This window comes from Burkholderia sp. MSMB617WGS (genome assembly GCF_001532025.2).
In the GTDB taxonomy this organism is placed as follows: Bacteria; Pseudomonadota; Gammaproteobacteria; order Burkholderiales; family Burkholderiaceae; genus Burkholderia; species Burkholderia savannae.
Window position 1 is genome coordinate 1,336,634 of the sequence record NZ_CP013458.1, and the last position, 14,423, is coordinate 1,351,056.

The 14,423-nt window shown below is 69.2% G+C and carries 15 protein-coding genes; 9 read left to right on the forward strand and 6 right to left on the reverse strand.

What is annotated here, in order from left to right; all coding sequences use genetic code 11:
- The first annotated feature begins 125 nt into the window (after positions 1 to 125).
- Genes narI through WT60_RS26440 form a run of 3 tightly spaced genes read left to right on the forward strand, consistent with a single transcriptional unit; the run spans position 126 to position 2,916 of the window.
- Complete coding sequence (narI, locus tag WT60_RS26430) at positions 126 to 809, forward strand: respiratory nitrate reductase subunit gamma (RefSeq protein WP_038745402.1); 684 nt, start codon at positions 126 to 128, stop codon at positions 807 to 809.
- Between the two features lie 10 nt (positions 810 to 819).
- Positions 820 to 1,617, forward strand: coding sequence for a peptidylprolyl isomerase (locus WT60_RS26435; RefSeq protein ID WP_038745399.1), 798 nt, complete (start codon positions 820 to 822; stop codon positions 1,615 to 1,617).
- 24 nt (positions 1,618 to 1,641) lie between these two features.
- Entirely contained in the window at positions 1,642 to 2,916 is a 1,275-nt protein-coding gene (locus WT60_RS26440; protein ID WP_060356188.1) for a nitrate/nitrite transporter, read from the forward strand.
- A 4-nt stretch (positions 2,917 to 2,920) separates the two neighbouring features.
- On the opposite strand, the gene WT60_RS26445 is transcribed toward WT60_RS26440, so the two are convergent.
- The 6 genes from WT60_RS26445 to WT60_RS26470 form a co-directional block, all read right to left on the reverse strand.
- Entirely contained in the window at positions 2,921 to 3,250 is a 330-nt protein-coding gene (locus tag WT60_RS26445; RefSeq protein WP_038745394.1) for a hypothetical protein, read from the reverse strand.
- A gap of 59 nt (positions 3,251 to 3,309) precedes the next feature.
- Positions 3,310 to 3,528 carry a ribbon-helix-helix protein, CopG family gene (locus tag WT60_RS26450; protein ID WP_059581960.1) on the reverse strand — a complete coding sequence of 73 codons (219 nt, stop codon included), beginning with the start codon at positions 3,526 to 3,528 and terminating at the stop codon, positions 3,310 to 3,312.
- A gap of 105 nt (positions 3,529 to 3,633) precedes the next feature.
- Complete coding sequence (locus tag WT60_RS26455; protein WP_052145027.1) at positions 3,634 to 4,443, reverse strand: spermidine synthase; 810 nt, start codon at positions 4,441 to 4,443, stop codon at positions 3,634 to 3,636.
- A gap of 40 nt (positions 4,444 to 4,483) precedes the next feature.
- Positions 4,484 to 4,744: an HPr family phosphocarrier protein gene (locus tag WT60_RS26460; RefSeq protein WP_059581955.1), complete on the reverse strand. Its 261-nt coding sequence runs from the start codon at positions 4,742 to 4,744 to the stop codon at positions 4,484 to 4,486.
- Positions 4,745 to 4,813: 69 nt separating this feature from the next.
- Positions 4,814 to 5,260, reverse strand: a complete 447-nt coding sequence (locus tag WT60_RS26465) for a hypothetical protein (RefSeq protein WP_038745383.1) — start codon at positions 5,258 to 5,260, stop codon at positions 4,814 to 4,816.
- A 579-nt stretch (positions 5,261 to 5,839) separates the two neighbouring features.
- Positions 5,840 to 6,616 carry a YoaK family protein gene (locus WT60_RS26470; protein WP_038745380.1) on the reverse strand — a complete coding sequence of 259 codons (777 nt, stop codon included), beginning with the start codon at positions 6,614 to 6,616 and terminating at the stop codon, positions 5,840 to 5,842.
- Between the two features lie 388 nt (positions 6,617 to 7,004).
- On the opposite strand from WT60_RS26470, the gene hyfB reads away from it, so the two are divergent.
- From hyfB to WT60_RS26505, 6 genes are read left to right on the forward strand one after another with little or no spacing between them, the layout of a single operon-like run.
- Positions 7,005 to 9,011: a hydrogenase 4 subunit B gene (hyfB, locus tag WT60_RS26480; protein WP_059581941.1), complete on the forward strand. Its 2,007-nt coding sequence runs from the start codon at positions 7,005 to 7,007 to the stop codon at positions 9,009 to 9,011.
- Complete coding sequence (locus tag WT60_RS26485; RefSeq protein WP_038745375.1) at positions 9,005 to 9,955, forward strand: NADH-quinone oxidoreductase subunit H; 951 nt, start codon at positions 9,005 to 9,007, stop codon at positions 9,953 to 9,955. The genes hyfB and WT60_RS26485 overlap by 7 nt, the downstream gene beginning before the upstream one ends.
- Positions 9,956 to 10,615 (forward strand): formate hydrogenlyase, encoded by a 660-nt coding sequence (locus WT60_RS26490; RefSeq protein WP_038745372.1) that lies wholly within the window; start codon positions 9,956 to 9,958, stop codon positions 10,613 to 10,615.
- A complete protein-coding gene (locus WT60_RS26495; RefSeq protein ID WP_038745369.1) occupies positions 10,608 to 12,068 on the forward strand; it encodes a hydrogenase 4 subunit F in 1,461 nt (486 codons plus the stop codon). The genes WT60_RS26490 and WT60_RS26495 overlap by 8 nt, the downstream gene beginning before the upstream one ends.
- A 3-nt stretch (positions 12,069 to 12,071) precedes the next feature.
- The gene (locus WT60_RS26500; RefSeq protein WP_060356187.1) at positions 12,072 to 13,811 is read left to right on the forward strand and encodes an NADH-quinone oxidoreductase subunit C; all 1,740 of its coding nucleotides are present in this window, start codon (positions 12,072 to 12,074) and stop codon (positions 13,809 to 13,811) included.
- Entirely contained in the window at positions 13,811 to 14,335 is a 525-nt protein-coding gene (locus WT60_RS26505; protein ID WP_038745362.1) for an NADH-quinone oxidoreductase subunit B family protein, read from the forward strand. Before WT60_RS26500 ends, WT60_RS26505 begins: the two co-directional genes overlap by 1 nt.
- The last annotated feature ends 88 nt before the right edge of the window (positions 14,336 to 14,423 follow it).

Genomic DNA, 14,423 nt, shown 5'->3' on the forward strand with positions numbered 1-14,423 from the left:
CGCGGCCGTCTGGCCGACGGCGCGACGATGCGAAGGCCGGCGGCGCGGGCGGGCGGCGCAAGGCCCTGGCGCAGGATCAACGAAGTACCCGGCGAAAGTACCCGGCGAAGGATCAGGAGAAGCCCATGAGCGATTACTTGAATACGTTTCTGTTCGGCCTCTATCCGTACCTCTGTCTCGCGGTGCTGCTGATCGGCAGCCTGATCCGCTTCGATCGAGAGCAGTACACGTGGAAGAGCGATTCGTCGCAGTTGCTGCGGCACGGCGCGCTGCGGCTCGGCAGCAACCTGTTCCACTGGGGCGTGCTCGTCGTCGTGATCGGCCACTTCGCCGGCTTTCTCGCGCCGCACTGGCTCGTGTCGCCGTTCCTGTCGGCGTCCGCGCATCAGCTCGTCGCGATGGTGGGCGGCGGCGCGGCGGGCGCGGTCGCGATCGTCGGGCTCACGATCCTGATCGCGCGGCGGCTCGGCGACGCGCGCATTCGCCGCAACAGCCGCAAGTCCGACATCCTGATCGTGTTGATGCTCTGGGCGCAGCTCGCGCTCGGGCTCGGCACGGTCGTGCTGTCCGCGCGGCACATGGACGGCGCGATGTTCGAGGTGCTGACCGACTACGTGAAGGGCGTCGTCACGTTCCGGCCGGGCGTCGCGGATCTGCTCGCCGGCGTGCCGTGGACGTATCGCGCGCACATCCTGCTCGGCTTCACGATCTTCCTCGTGTCGCCGTTCACGCGGATGGTGCACATCTGGAGCGGGTTCGCGTCGCTCGCGTACCTGATCCGGCCGTACCAGCTCGTGCGCAAGCGTTGACGAGCAGCTGATGAATACGATCGACGAAACCCTCGACGCGGGGGCGCATGCGCGCGTGAGCGTCAACGGCGTCGAGATCGGCGCGGCCGAGATCGCCGACGAGCGCGCGCACCATGCCGACGCCGGCGATCCGCTCGACGCGGCGCGGCGCGCGCTCGTGGTGCGCGAACTGCTGCGGCAGCGTGCGATCGCGCTCGGCCTCTGCGCCGAAGGCGCGCCGCTCGACGACGACGCGCTCGACGCGTTGCTCGAGCGCGAGCTCACGCACTTGCCGCAGCCGGCGCGCGAGGACTGCGAGCGCTACTACCGGAACCACGCGGCGCGCTTTCGCCGGCGCGACATCGCCTACGCGAGCCACATCCTGTTCGCGGTGACGGACGCGACGCCGCTCGCGCCGCTGCGCCGCGAGGCCGAAGCGACGCTCGCGCGCGTGCTCGCCGATCCGCAAACGTTCGAGGCGCTCGCGCGCGAGCTCTCGAACTGCCCGTCGGCGAGCGTGGGCGGCAGCCTCGGGCAGCTGCTGCGCGGCGATTCGGCGCCGGAGTTCGAGGCGGCCGTGTTCGATGCGCCCGACCTCGGCGTGCTGCCGCGCCTCGTGAACACGCGCTTCGGCTTTCACATCGTGCGGATCGAGCGCCGCGTGCCGGGCGATCCGGTGCCGTTCGACGCGGTCGCCGCCGACATCGCCGCGTTCCTCGCCGAGCGCGTGCGGCACAAGGCGATCCAGCAATACGTGACGATTCTCGCGAGCGGCGCGCGCGTCGAGGGCGTCGCGTTCGGCGACGCGAACGGCCCGCTGGTTCAATGAACTGATCGGGAAAGGAGGGCGGACATGGTCTCACAGCACGATTCCGGCGCGCTCGACCATGCGCCGGCGATTCCCGCGCGCGCGTGGTCGGTGCTTTTCGCGAGCACGTTCGCGTTCCTCGTCTGCTTCGTCGTCTGGATGATGTTCGGCGTGCTCGGCATCCAGCTGCGCGAAGACTTGCATCTGAACGCGACCGAGTTCGGGATGCTCACGTCGACGCCCGTGCTGACGGGCGCATTGATGCGGCTGCCGCTCGGCGCATGGACCGACCGCTTCGGCGGGCGCATCGTGATGACGGTGCTGCTTGTCGTCTGCGCGGTGCCCGTCTATGCGGTCAGCTACGCGACCGCGCTTTGGCAGTTCCTGCTGATCGGGCTCTTTCTTGGCTGCGTCGGCGCGTCGTTCGCGGTCGGCACGCCATACGTCGCGCGCTTCTTCCCGCCACAGCAGCGCGGGCTTGCGATGGGCGTGTTCGGCGCGGGTACGGCCGGCGCGGCGGTCAATCTGTTCGTCACGCCGCTGCTGCTCGCCGCGTACGGCTGGCGCGTCGTGCCGCGCGTGTACGCGGTCGCGCTTCTCGTCACCGCGGCGATCTTCTGGTTCGCGTCGGCGCCCGATCCCGGCGCGGGCGCGCAAAAGGGCTCGTGGCTCGAATCGTTCGGGGTGCTGCGCGATCGGCGCGTGTGGAAGCTCTGCCAGTACTACTCGATCACGTTCGGCGGCTTTACGGCGCTGTCGCTGTGGATGCCGCAGTACCTGAAGAACGGCTATGGAATGTCGCTTGTCGCCGCGTCCGCGTTCGCGGCGGGCTTCTCGCTGCCGGGCTCGGTGCTGCGCGCGCTCGGCGGCGCGCTCGCCGACCGCTACGGCGCGCACGCGATCACATGGTGGGGGTTGTGGGTCGCGTGGATTTGCCTGTTCCTGCTGTCCTATCCGCCGACCGACCTCGTGATCCACACGGTCGACGGCACCGCGACGCTGCGTCTCCATATTCCGCTCGCCGCGTTCGTCGTGCTGACGTTCGTGTTGGGCGCCGTGTTCGCGTTCGGGATGGCGTCGACGTTCAAGTACGTCGCCGACGATTTTCCGGACAACATGGGCGTCGTCACCGGCATCGTCGGGCTCGCGGGTGGGCTCGGCGGCTTCCTGCTGCCGATCATCTTCGGCGCGCTCGTCGACTTGCTTCGCGTGCGCTCGACGTGCTTCATGTTCCTGTACGGGATCGTCTGGGTGTCGCTGATCATCCTCTATCTGGCGGAGATCCGGCGCGTGCCGATCGCGGGCGCCGCCGCGCGCTGAACGATCACGCGGCCTGCTCGGCGCCGGCAGGCGGCGCGTGCGGCTCGGCCGCGGCGCTGCGTTCGGCGCTCGACGGCGGGCGCTTGCGCGCGGAAGGTTCGAGGATGCTCGTCGCGTCGCCGAGGAAGAGCCAGTGAACCTGGCCGGGCGCGGACGCGTCCGATTCGCGGATCCAGTTCGCGCCGCAGGCGCGGCAGCGGAACTTGCCGATCATGAGCGGCTTGCGAAACAGCGGCCGCAGCTTGGTCGGCTTGCCGAGCGCATCGAGCGGAACATCGCCCGACTCCGGATGCCGCTCGGCGAGGAGCGGCTGACAGACATCACAAGGTATCATTGCTGCTTTCTACGGCACGGCACGACAAGGTGCGACACGGGCGCGCACGCGCCCACGAATCAGGCGGTGGTCTTGCGGCGCGGCTGCGGCTTCGCGGCGCCGCGCGGGGCGACCGGGCTGCGCGTCTTGTAGCTCACGCCGTGCTGCTCGAGATAATCCCGAATCATCTGACGCACGACCTGCGACGGCGTCAGATCCTGCGCGGCGCACAACTGCTCGAACGCCTTCTTCTTGAAGGGGTCGATCAGGACGGTCAGACGGGCGCTTTTCGTTTCCATGGCGGGACACAGTGGCATGTATGTTAATCAAATTATAATACACGCCGACTCCCGGACGATTTTTTGTCCGTTCCCTCATTTCCGGCGCAGCCGGGCACGCCCGCATCATGCGTCGACCGGTTCGCCGAACCGGCGCCAGTCGTAGCTCACGCCCAGTTCGATGCGCACGGCCGCCTCGACGAGATCGATGCTGTGCCCGCGGGCCAGCGCGTTCGCCCGCTCGATCATCGTCTCGAGCGACGGCAGCGGCGCATCGCTTTTCCACGCGAAGACGATCAGGTTCGACGCGCTGTCCTCGGCGGGCGCGAGCGCGGCCGAGGTGCCGAACACGTCGCGCAGTGCGGCGAGGCAATCGGCCACGCGCGGATCGTCGGTCAGCAGATTGACGACCAGCACGCCGCCCGCCGCCAGATGGCGGCGGCAGTCCGCGTAGAACGGCCGGCTGCCGAGCTCGAGCGGCAGCCCGCCGGCGTCGAAGCCGTCGACGATCAGCACGTCCGCGCACGCGTCGCCCGCGGACGCGACGTATTGGGCGCCGTCCGCGCACAGCACCGAGAAGCGCGCGTCGTCGGGCGGAATTCGGAACCGGTCGCGCAGCGCGATCACGTCCGGATTGATCTCGATCGACGTGATGCGCGCGTCGGGCAGGTGCCGGTACAGATATTTCGCGAGCGAGCCGCCGCCCAAGCCGATCATCGCGATCCGGCGCGGCTCGGAGTGCAGCAACAGAAAGCCCATCATCGTGCGCGTGTAGCCGAGCGCGAGCAGATCCGGGCCGTCGACATACATGCAGCTTTGCATCCCGCGATCGTCGAAGCAGAGCGACACGAGGTGCGGCGTCTCGATCACGACGGGCGAGTTCGCGTGCGCGCAGCGGTGCGGCGCGGACAGCGGCCCGGACGAGTTCGCGGGCATGCCGGGAAAGCGTGGTTGCATCGGCCGGTTCTCCCGCGCGTCAGTTCGCGCTCAAGAGCGACGCGAGCGAATGAAGCGCGTCTTCCTCGTCCGGGCCGCTCGACAGAATCTGCATCTGCGTGCCGCGCTTCGCGCGCAGCGCGACGACGGACATCACGTCCTTCGCGTTCGCGCGGCGGCCGTTCGCGACGACGACGATGTCGCTCTGGAAGCGGCCCGCCGCGCCGGCGAGCGCCTGGCCCGCGAACGCGGCGTCGTAGCGCCCCCATTTCAGGCCGATCTCGATCAATGCTTGTGCCACCGGGAATCCTTCAAGTGATTCGTTGCACGCGGGCCGTCGCGGCCGGCTCGCGCGCCTGCGTACTCAGTCTCAGTGCATCGCGCGCGCCTGCGCGCGGGCGAGGAACGCGAGCAGCTCGCCGTCCCATGCGCCATCCTGCAGGACGATTTTCGCCGTGTCGAGCGGCTTCATGTCGCGGTTCAGATGCACGAGCGCCAGCGAGCGGGGCGGGCACGGCCGCCGGAAGAAGCGCCCGTCGTCGTCGAGGAAGAGGCAGGGGCGCTGCCGGATCTGCGCGCTCGACACCGAGATCGGGTCCAGCACGTGGCGCGCCGATTCCTTCGGGTAGACGAAGATGACGTTCGTGCCGAGCGCCTCGAGGCGCTCGCACGCGGCCGAGAAGCGGTAGAGCATCTGAAAGCCGCGCTCGCCGCTCCTGCCGACGCCGACGATCACGAGGCCCTGCGCGCCCATTACGTCCCGCGGCACGCGGCGCGCGTAGTCGTGCGCTAGGAGCGCTATATGCATGTCGAACATGCGTGCGTCCGGGTCGGGCCGCGCATCGGGGGGCGCGTGCGGTTGAGCCAATCGCCGGAACGGGCCGGCGCGTGATCGATCATTTTCGTGCGCGGGAGTGTATATGCACATAACATTAACATGGTATGTGCGTGCTCGGAAAGTGGGCAGGTGCGCCGGGCGACGGGAGCCGATGCGCGGCAAGGGGATCGAAGCGGGCGCTGGCGCCTGACGGACGGCTTTCGGCGGGACGAATTGCGGGCGCAACCCGCGCAACAATGCTGCCGGCTTCGGCTTCGGCTTCGGCTTCGGCTTCGGCTTCGGCTTCGGCTTCGGCTTCGGCTTCGGCTTCGGCTTGGACCGATTGGCTGAACCCGCTGGAATTCGGCGCTCGACCGCACTTTCGCGCCCCGGGGTTCTCGTCGAGCGGCTCGAACGCGCCGCATGGCCGGCGCTCGGACGGTGGCGCTGGCGGTTTAGGGGCGCGAAGCGAAATCGCTCAACTGCGACGGGCTGCGCCCGAAGCCGCGCCAATGGCGATCGCCTCGCGCCGACGCGCCGACCGGCACGGGGCCGCGCTCCCCCCCCGTCGATGCGCCGTCAGCCCGCCCGCCTGCCGCCGCCCGGCCGGCTCGCCCATTCGCGCAGGTCATCGAGCATCGGGACGCCGGCCAGCACGACGAGCAGACCCGCGAGCGGGATCGTCACCGAGTAGCCGACGTGCTTGAAACCGAGCGCGCCCGCGAGGCCGCCCGAGAAGAACATCGCGAGCATCGTGCCGAGCACGCGCAGCTTCAGCCGGTTCGCGTACACGTCCGGCTCGCCGGGCTCGGCCTGCGTCGAATTCCAGTAGAACAGCTTGCCGAGCTCGATGCCGAGATCGGTGACGATGCCCGTCATGTGCGTCGTGCGGATCTCGGCGTTCGAGAGCTTCGTGATGATTGCGTTCTGCAGGCCCATGATGAAGCACAGCAGAACGACTGTGACAGGCACGAAGAACGTCCGCCAGAGCGCCAGATGGCTGCCGAGAAGGCCGAAGCACAGCAGCAGGAACGCCTCGAGCAGCAGCGGAAACGCATAGCGGCTGTGCAGCCGCTTGCGCCGGCCCCAGTTGACGAGCACGGCCGACGCCGCCGCGCCGAGCAGGAACGACGCAAGCGACGCAACGCCCGCGAACACGAGCACGACGTTGCCGAGCGCCGCCTGATCGGCGATCGCCGACACGATCCCGCTCATGTGCGACGTGTACTGCTTGACGGCGAGAAAGCCGCCGGCATTCGCGGCGCCCGCGACGAACGCGAGGGAAAAGCCGAGGTGCCGGTTGGCGTCGAGATTGCGATCCTTTCCGGCGAGGCTGCGAAAGTAGGCGACTGGCATGGCGTGACGTGGCGGCGGGCGAACCTGCGCATTGCGCCCGCGTGCCCGGCAACCTTCGCGTTCGAGCGCCGAACAGGCGCGAAGCGATGCGGGGCGCGACGGGGCGCGAGGCAATGCGGATCGACGCGTGTGGTGACAGATCGACAATGGTGCTAGGATGATAACGACATTATCATACTCTTGTAACGATATGGTCCTGCGTGGTCCTGCGATGACATCCCGCCCGGCGTCCGGAACCGATCAGGAGACAGGCGGCGCGGGCACGCGCCGCGCGCGCTGCGGCGCCGCATTCGCGCGGCCTTTCGCCGCTTGCGCGGCGCGCGCCGCTTCGCCATACTCGTTGGCACGTCCGTTGGCGCGACGCTAGGCGATCCGCGAGTCAAACAACATGGAACAGGGCCTGCTTCTCCGATGCGTGCTGTTCGTCGCGCTCGCGTGGCTCGCGCTCGGCTGCGCCGGACTCGCGAACATGCGTCGCACCGGTGCGGTCGCTCACGGTCTCTTTCCGCTCGGCGCGCTGGCCGGGCTCGCGCTCGCGGGCATCGGATTCGCCGGCGTGTTCGCCGAGCCGTCGACGGTCGTGCTGCCGCTCGGCCTGCCCGATCTGCCGTTCCATCTGCGCATCGACGCGCTGTCTTCCTACTTTCTGTTCGTGCTCGGCATGGTGACGGCGGGCGTCGGCGCGTTCTCGTCCGGCTACTTTCGCAAGGGCGAGGGCACGGCGCCCGGGCTCATCTGCTTCGAATACCACGCGTGCGCGGCAAGCATGGCGCTCCTCCTCGTCGCGGACGACGCGTACTGCTTCATGGTCGCGTGGGAGACGCTGACGCTGTCGGCGGCCTTCCTCGTGATGACGAATCACCGGATCGCCGAGATCCGCCGCGCGGCGTTCCTGTACTTTCTGATCTCGCACGTCGGCGCGCTCGCGCTGCTCTCGTGCTTCGGCCTGCTGCAGGCGGGCACGGGCGACTACACGTTCGCGAACATGCGCGTCCAGCATCTCGACGGGCTCGCCGCGTCGGCCGCGTTCTTGCTCGCGCTTGCCGGCTTCGGCGCGAAGGCGGGCGTCTTTCCGCTGCACGTCTGGCTGCCGGACGCGCATCCGGCGGCGCCGTCGCCCGTGTCCGCGCTCCTGAGCGGCTTCGTGCTGAAGGTCGGCCTGTACGGAATCCTGCGCACGGTGCTCGATCTGCTGCATGTGCAGGCCGCGTGGTGGGGCGTGCTGACGCTCGCGCTCGGCCTGTTCGGCGCGCTGCTCGGCGTCGTGTTCAGCACGATCCAGACCGACATGAAGCGGCTGCTCGCGTATTCGTCGATCGACAACATCGGGCTGATGTGCGTGAGCCTCGGCCTCACGATCCTGTTTCTCGGCTACCGTCTGCCCGCGCTCGCCGCGCTGTCGCTGACGGCGCTGCTGTATCAGATCGTCGCGCACGCGTGCTTCAAGAGCCTGCTCTTCCTCGGCACGGGCGCCGTGCTGCACGCGACGGGCGAGCGCAATCTCGGGCGGCTCGGCGGGCTGATCCGCTTCATGCCGTGGACCGCGTGGGCGATGCTCGTTGCCGTCGCCGCGAGCGCCGGGCTGCCGCCGTCGAGCGGCTTCGTGTCGGAGTGGCTGCTGGTGCAGAGCTTCCTCTTCACGCCGGGCCTGCCCGATTCGGTGCTCGGGATGACGGTGCCGCTCGTCGCGGCGCTCGTTGCGCTGACGGCCGCGCTTGCCGGCTATGCGATGGTCAAGTTTTTCGGCATCGTGTTCCTCGGCCAGCCGCGCGAGCCGAAGCTCGAGCGCGCGCGCGACGCGAGCCCGTGGGAGCGCGTCGCGTTCTGCTGGTTCGCGGCGGCGAGCGTGCTGCTCGGCCTCGCGCCCGTCCAGTACGTGAAGGTGCTCGACGCGGTGACGCGCTCGCTGATCGGCGCGGGCATCGGCGGCACGAACCACGGCTGGCTGCTGTTCGCGCCCGTGTCGGCCGCGCGCGCGAGCTACATGCCGGCGCTCTTCATGCTGTTCTTTCTCGCGTGCTGCGCGCTCGCGTGGCTGCTCGTGCGGCGCTTCTATCACGGGCGGCTCAGGCGCGCGGCGCCGTGGTCGTGCGGCCATCCGTTCGTGACCGCGCGGATGCAGGACACGGCCGAAGGCTTCGGCCAGCCGATCCGCGAGATTTTCACGCCGTTCTTCCGGATCGAGCGGCGGCTGCCTTCGCCGTTCGATTCGCGGCCGGAATACCGGATGAGCGTCGCGGATCGCACATGGCATTTGCTCTACGAGCCGGTCGCGGCGCTCGTGAATCGCGTCGCGGCGCTCGCCGGATTGCTGCAGACGGGCCGCATCGCGATCTACCTGACGTACAGCTTCGTCGTGCTGATCGTGCTTCTGACGGTGGTGAGACGATGGTGACCGCCTCCGGCATCCTGTCGCAGACGCTCGAGATTCTCGTCGCGCTCGCGGCCGCGCCGCTGCTGACGGGCTGGGTCGACCAGTGCCGCGCGTGGCTGCAGAACCGCCGCGCGCCGAGCATCTGGCAGCCGTACCGGATGCTGCACAAGCTGTTCAACAAGGAATCCGTCGTCGCGCGGCACGCGAGTGCGCTGTTTCGCGGCGCGCCTTACGTCGTCTGGGCGGCGATGACGCTCGCGTGCGCGATCGTGCCGACGCTGTCGACCGAGCTGCCGCTCTCGCCCGCGGCCGATGCGATCGCGCTCGTCGGCCTGTTCGCGCTCGCGCGCGTCGCGCTGTCGCTCGCGGCGATGGATATCGGCACCGCGTTCGGCACGCTCGGCGCGCGCCGCGAGATGCTGATCGGCTTCCTCGCGGAACCGGCGCTCTTGATGGTGCTGTTCTCGGCGTCGCTGATCACGCAGTCGACGCTCTTGACGAGCATCGTCGCCGCGCTCGGCCACCGCGAGCTCGTGATCTATCCGAGCCTCGCGTTCGCGGGAATCGCGTTCACGCTCGTGTCGCTCGCGGAGAACGCGCGGCTGCCCGTCGACAACCCGGCCACGCACCTCGAGCTGACGATGATCCACGAGGCGCTGATTCTCGAATATTCGGGCCGCCATCTGGCGCTGATGGAATGGGCGGCGAGCCTGAAGCTCTTCGCGTATTCGTGCATCGGCCTCGCGCTGTTCATGCCGTGGGGGATCGCCGAGGCGGGCAGTCCGCTCGCGCTCCTGCTCGCGCTGCCGGCGCTCTTCGTGAAGCTGCTCGTCGGCGGCGCGGCCCTCGCGGTGGTCGAGACGACGAACGCGAAAATGCGCCTCTTTCGCGTGCCCGAATTTCTCGCGACCGCGTTCCTGCTCGCGGTGATCGGCATGCTCGTCCATTTTCTGCTGGGGGCGTAGATGCACGGCTACGCGACGCAGCTCATCAATTTCCTCGCGGCGATCCTGCTGCTCTTGTCGTTCGCGATGCTGAGCCAGCGGAGGATCTTGTCGCTGATCCATCTGTATACGCTGCAAGGCGTCGCGCTCGTGTCGGCGAACCTGATCCTCGGCTTCGTGACGGCGGACACGCACCTGTACGTGTCCGCCGCGCTCACGCTGCTGCTGAAGGTCGGGCTGATTCCGTGGATTCTGTACCGGCTCGTGCAGCGGCTCGACGTGAAGGCCGACGTCGAGCCGCTTCTCAACATCCCGGCGACGCTCGTCGCCGGCATCGCGCTCGTGATCGTCGCGTTCAACGTCGCGGCGCCGATCAGCCGGCTCGCCGAATCGGCCGCGCGCGGCACGCTCGGCATCGCGCTCGCGTGCGTGCTGCTGTCGTTCATGATGATGATCACGCGCGCGAAGGCGATTCCGCAGGTGATCGGCTTCCTGTCGATGGAAAACGGCCTGTTTTTCGCGGCCGCGGCGGCGACCAACGGAATGCCGATGATCGTCGAGCTCGGGATCGGGCTCGACGTGCTCGTCGGGATACTGATCCTCGGCGTGTTCATGTTCCAGATCCGCGAGCAGTTCGACAGCCTCGACATCCACCATCTCGAGAAACTGAAAGATGAATGACGTCTTCGCGCTGCTCGCGTCGCTCGGCATTCCGCTCGTCGCGGGCGGATGCCTCGCGCTCGTGCGCAGGCAGCACGTCGCGCGCGCGCTGAACGTCGGCTTCAGTTTCCTCACGTGCGCGGCGACGCTCTTGCTCGCCGCGCGCACGGTCGCGCACGGGCCGATGTACGCGGTGGGCGAACTCTTCTTCGTCGATCCGTTCAACGTGTTCCTCGTCGCGCTGACGGCGTTCGTCGGCTGGACGACGTCGCTGTTCTCGAATCCGTACATGCGCGTCGAGCAGGACCGCGGCAAGATGAGCGACGCCCGGATGCGGCTCTATCACTGCATGTACCAGCTGTTCATTTTCGCGATGCTGCTCGCGCTGCTCACGAACAACGTCGGCGTACTGTGGGTCGCGATGGAGGCGGCGACGCTCGCGACGGTGCTGCTCGTGAGCGTCTACCGCAGTGCGGCGAGCCTCGAGGCCGCGTGGAAGTACTTCATCCTGTGCGGCGTGGGCATCGCGCAGGCGCTGTTCGGCACGATCCTGCTGTATCTCGCGGCGGGCCGGCAGCTCGCCGGCGGCGACGCGCTGCTGTGGACGAGCCTGAACGCGGTCAAGACGCAGCTCGATCCGACGATCGTGTCGATCGCGTTCGTGTTCCTGCTCGTCGGCTACGGAACCAAGGTCGGGCTCGTGCCGATGCACAGCTGGCTGCCCGACGCGCACGCCGAAGGCCCGACGCCGATTTCGGCGGTGCTGTCCGGGCTGCTGCTGAACGTCGCGCTGTACGCGGTGCTGCGCTGCAAGGTGCTCGCCGACGGCGCGCTCGGCAACGGCCTGCCGGGGCGCCTGCTCGTCGGCTTCGGGCTCGCGTCGGCGCTCGTCGCATCGTTCTCGCTGTTCCGGCAAAGGGACGTGAAGCGGCTGTTCTCGTATTCGTCGATCGAACACATGGGGCTCATGACCTTCGCGTTCGGCCTCGGCGGCCCGGTCGCGACGTTCGCGGGGCTGCTGCACATGACGGTGCATTCGCTCGTCAAATCGGCGATCTTCTTCGCGGTCGGCCACGCGGCGCAGAAGGCGCGCACGCAGTCGATCGACGGCATCCGCGGGCTCCTGCAGGTCAGTCCGACGGTCGGCTGGGGGCTGATGCTCGGCGCGCTCGCGATTCTCGGGATGCCGCCTTTCGGCGTGTTCGCGAGCGAATTCCTGATCCTGACGACGGCGATCGCGAAGCTGCCGTGGAGCGCGCCGTTCCTGCTCGTCGCGCTCGCGGCGGCGTTCGCCGCGATCTTCATGCGCGTGCAGCGGATGGTGTTCGGCGAATCGAGCGTCGCGACGCTCGAGCATCCGCCGGCGCTGCTGCCGGTGTTCGTTCATCTCGGCCTCGGCTTGATGCTCGGGCTCTACGTGCCGCCGTATCTCGCGACCTGGTATCGACAGGCGGCGGCGATGATCGCGGGGTAGGCGATGCGGATCGAATCCTTGCAACTCCCCAGCCGGACGCGCCTCGCGAGCGAGATGGGGCTGCCGCACGTGGCGTTCGCGTCGGTCGACGCCGACGCGTGGACGCGCGCCGCCGAGACGATCCGCGAGGCCGGCGGGCGGCTCGTCGCGCTTTGGGGCGGCGAGCCCGCCGCCGGGCGCTTCGAGGTGTGCGCCGCGTACGAGCTCGACGACGGCCTGTTGTGGCTGCGGCTGCCGGTCGAGCCGGCGGCGAATGAAGAGAATGAACCGAACGAAGCGGTCGAAGCGGTCCAAGCGGGCAAGGCCGGCAAGGCGGACGAAGCCGGCGGGACGGGCGATGGAAGCGACATGGGCGACATAGACGACATGGGCGACTACCCGGACCTGTCGACGATCTTCGCCGGCGCGACGCGAATGCAGCACGCGGTCCGCGACCTCGTCGGCCTGCGCGCGCGCGGCGCGACCGACGTGCGGCCGTGGCTCGCTCACGGCGCATGGCCGCGCGGCTACCATCCGCTGCGCAAGCGCGCGACGGGCCGCGAACGCTTCGAGATCGCGACGGCCGACTATCCGTTCGTGCCGGTCGCGGGCGACGGCGTGCACGAGATCGCGGTCGGGCCGATTCATGCGGGCGTGATCGAGCCGGGGCATTTCCGCTTCTCGGTCGTCGGCGAGAAGATACTGCGGCTCGAGGAACGGCTCGGCTACGCGCATCGCGGCGTCGAGCGGCTCCTCGAGCGCGCGGGCGCGTTCGAGGGCAGCCGGCTCGCCGCGCGCATCGCAGGCGATTCGACGGTCGCGTTCACATGGGCGTACTGCATGGCGCTCGAGCAGGCGCTGACGGTTCGCGTGCCGGCCCGCGCGCTGCGGCTGCGCGGGCTGCTGCTCGAGCGCGAGCGCGTCGCCAATCATCTCGGCGACCTCGGCGCGCTCGGCAACGACGCGGGTTTCGCGGTCGGCCTCGCGCAATTCTCGTGGCTCAAGGAGGACTGGCTGCGCCTGAACGACCGGATCTTCGGGCATCGCCATCTGATGGATCGCGTCGTGCCGGGCGGCGTCGGGCGCGACGTCTCGGCGGACGACGCGGCGGCGATCGTCGCGCAATGCGACCGGATCGAGGCCGAGGTGCGTGCGATGCAGACGATCTATGACGACCAGTCCGGCTTGCAGGACCGTTTCGCGGGAACCGGGCGGCTCGCCGCGCAGACGGCCGCGCATTTCGGCGTGTGCGGATTGGCCGCGCGCGCGAGCGGGCAGGCGCGCGACGTGCGCGTCGACCATCGGCTCGCGCCGTACGACGCGGTGCCCGTCGAAGCGCACGGCGACCCACGCGGCGACGTTGCCGCGCGGGTCGCCGTGCGCTTCGCCGAGACGTACGAATCGGTGCGCGCGATTCGCGCGCTGCTCGACGATCTGCCGGGCGGCGCGATCGCGGCCGAGATCGAGCTCGCCGCGATCGCGCCGGGCAACCCGGAGGAGGCGACGGAGGCGGGAAGGGCGGAGGCGGCGGCAGGCGCCGCCCACGATGCGCGGCGCGGCGTCGGCTGGATAGAAGGCTGGCGCGGCCCGGTGCTCGTCGCGCTCGAGCTCGACGCGCGCGGCGCCGTCGCGCGTTGCCATTGCCACGATCCGTCGTGGCAGAACTGGCCCGCGCTCGAGCATGCGATCATCGGCAACATCGTTGCCGACTTCCCGTTGATCAACAAGTCGTTCAACCTGAACTACGCGGGGCACGACCTGTAATGTGGCAGCTCATCAAACAGATCGCGCGCACCGGCCGGCCGGACGAGCCCGCGCCGGCGGGCGAGGACGCGTGGCAGCGGGACGCGCGGCGTATCCGGCAGGAGATTCTCGACATCCTCGGGCGCGCGCTGAGCATCCGCGCGATCGACGCCGGCTCGTGCAACGGCTGCGAGCTCGAACTGCACGCGCTCGGCAATCCGTACTACAACATCGAAGGATTGGGGATCAAGTTCGTCGCAAGCCCGCGGCATGCGGACATGCTGCTGATCACCGGGCCGCTCACGCTCAACATGCGCGACGCGGTGCGCCTCGCGTACGAGGCGACGCCCGCGCCGAAGCTCGTCGTGGCGGCGGGCGACTGCGCGTGCACGGGCGGCGTGTTCGCCGACAGCTACGCGGTGTGCGGGCCCGTCGAGAAGCTCGTGCCGGTCGACCTGACGATTCCGGGCTGCCCGCCGCGGCCGATCGACTTGCTGCGCGGGATTCGCGGCGCGCTTGAGCGAGCGCGCCCGGGCGGGCGCTGATTCCCCGACTTCCTCGACGCACCCGGGCGCTCCGGGCGAGACAAGGCCGCGTGCGGGTTCGGATTCGAATCGATTCCGGCACGCCGGC

Bases quoted from the DNA above. Each gene is read 5' to 3' on its own strand.
- narI (WP_038745402.1), top strand. From the start codon at position 126: ATGAGCGATTACTTGAATACGTTTCTGTTCGGCCTCTATCCGTACCTC.
- WT60_RS26435 (WP_038745399.1), top strand. From the start codon at position 820: ATGAATACGATCGACGAAACCCTCGACGCGGGGGCGCATGCGCGCGTG.
- WT60_RS26440 (WP_060356188.1), top strand. From the start codon at position 1,642: ATGGTCTCACAGCACGATTCCGGCGCGCTCGACCATGCGCCGGCGATT.
- WT60_RS26445 (WP_038745394.1), bottom strand. From the start codon at position 3,250: ATGATACCTTGTGATGTCTGTCAGCCGCTCCTCGCCGAGCGGCATCCG.
- WT60_RS26450 (WP_059581960.1), bottom strand. From the start codon at position 3,528: ATGGAAACGAAAAGCGCCCGTCTGACCGTCCTGATCGACCCCTTCAAG.
- WT60_RS26455 (WP_052145027.1), bottom strand. From the start codon at position 4,443: ATGCCCGCGAACTCGTCCGGGCCGCTGTCCGCGCCGCACCGCTGCGCG.
- WT60_RS26465 (WP_038745383.1), bottom strand. From the start codon at position 5,260: ATGTTCGACATGCATATAGCGCTCCTAGCGCACGACTACGCGCGCCGC.
- WT60_RS26470 (WP_038745380.1), bottom strand. From the start codon at position 6,616: ATGCCAGTCGCCTACTTTCGCAGCCTCGCCGGAAAGGATCGCAATCTC.
- hyfB (WP_059581941.1), top strand. From the start codon at position 7,005: ATGGAACAGGGCCTGCTTCTCCGATGCGTGCTGTTCGTCGCGCTCGCG.
- WT60_RS26485 (WP_038745375.1), top strand. From the start codon at position 9,005: ATGGTGACCGCCTCCGGCATCCTGTCGCAGACGCTCGAGATTCTCGTC.
- WT60_RS26490 (WP_038745372.1), top strand. From the start codon at position 9,956: ATGCACGGCTACGCGACGCAGCTCATCAATTTCCTCGCGGCGATCCTG.
- WT60_RS26495 (WP_038745369.1), top strand. From the start codon at position 10,608: ATGAATGACGTCTTCGCGCTGCTCGCGTCGCTCGGCATTCCGCTCGTC.
- WT60_RS26500 (WP_060356187.1), top strand. From the start codon at position 12,072: ATGCGGATCGAATCCTTGCAACTCCCCAGCCGGACGCGCCTCGCGAGC.
- WT60_RS26505 (WP_038745362.1), top strand. From the start codon at position 13,811: ATGTGGCAGCTCATCAAACAGATCGCGCGCACCGGCCGGCCGGACGAG.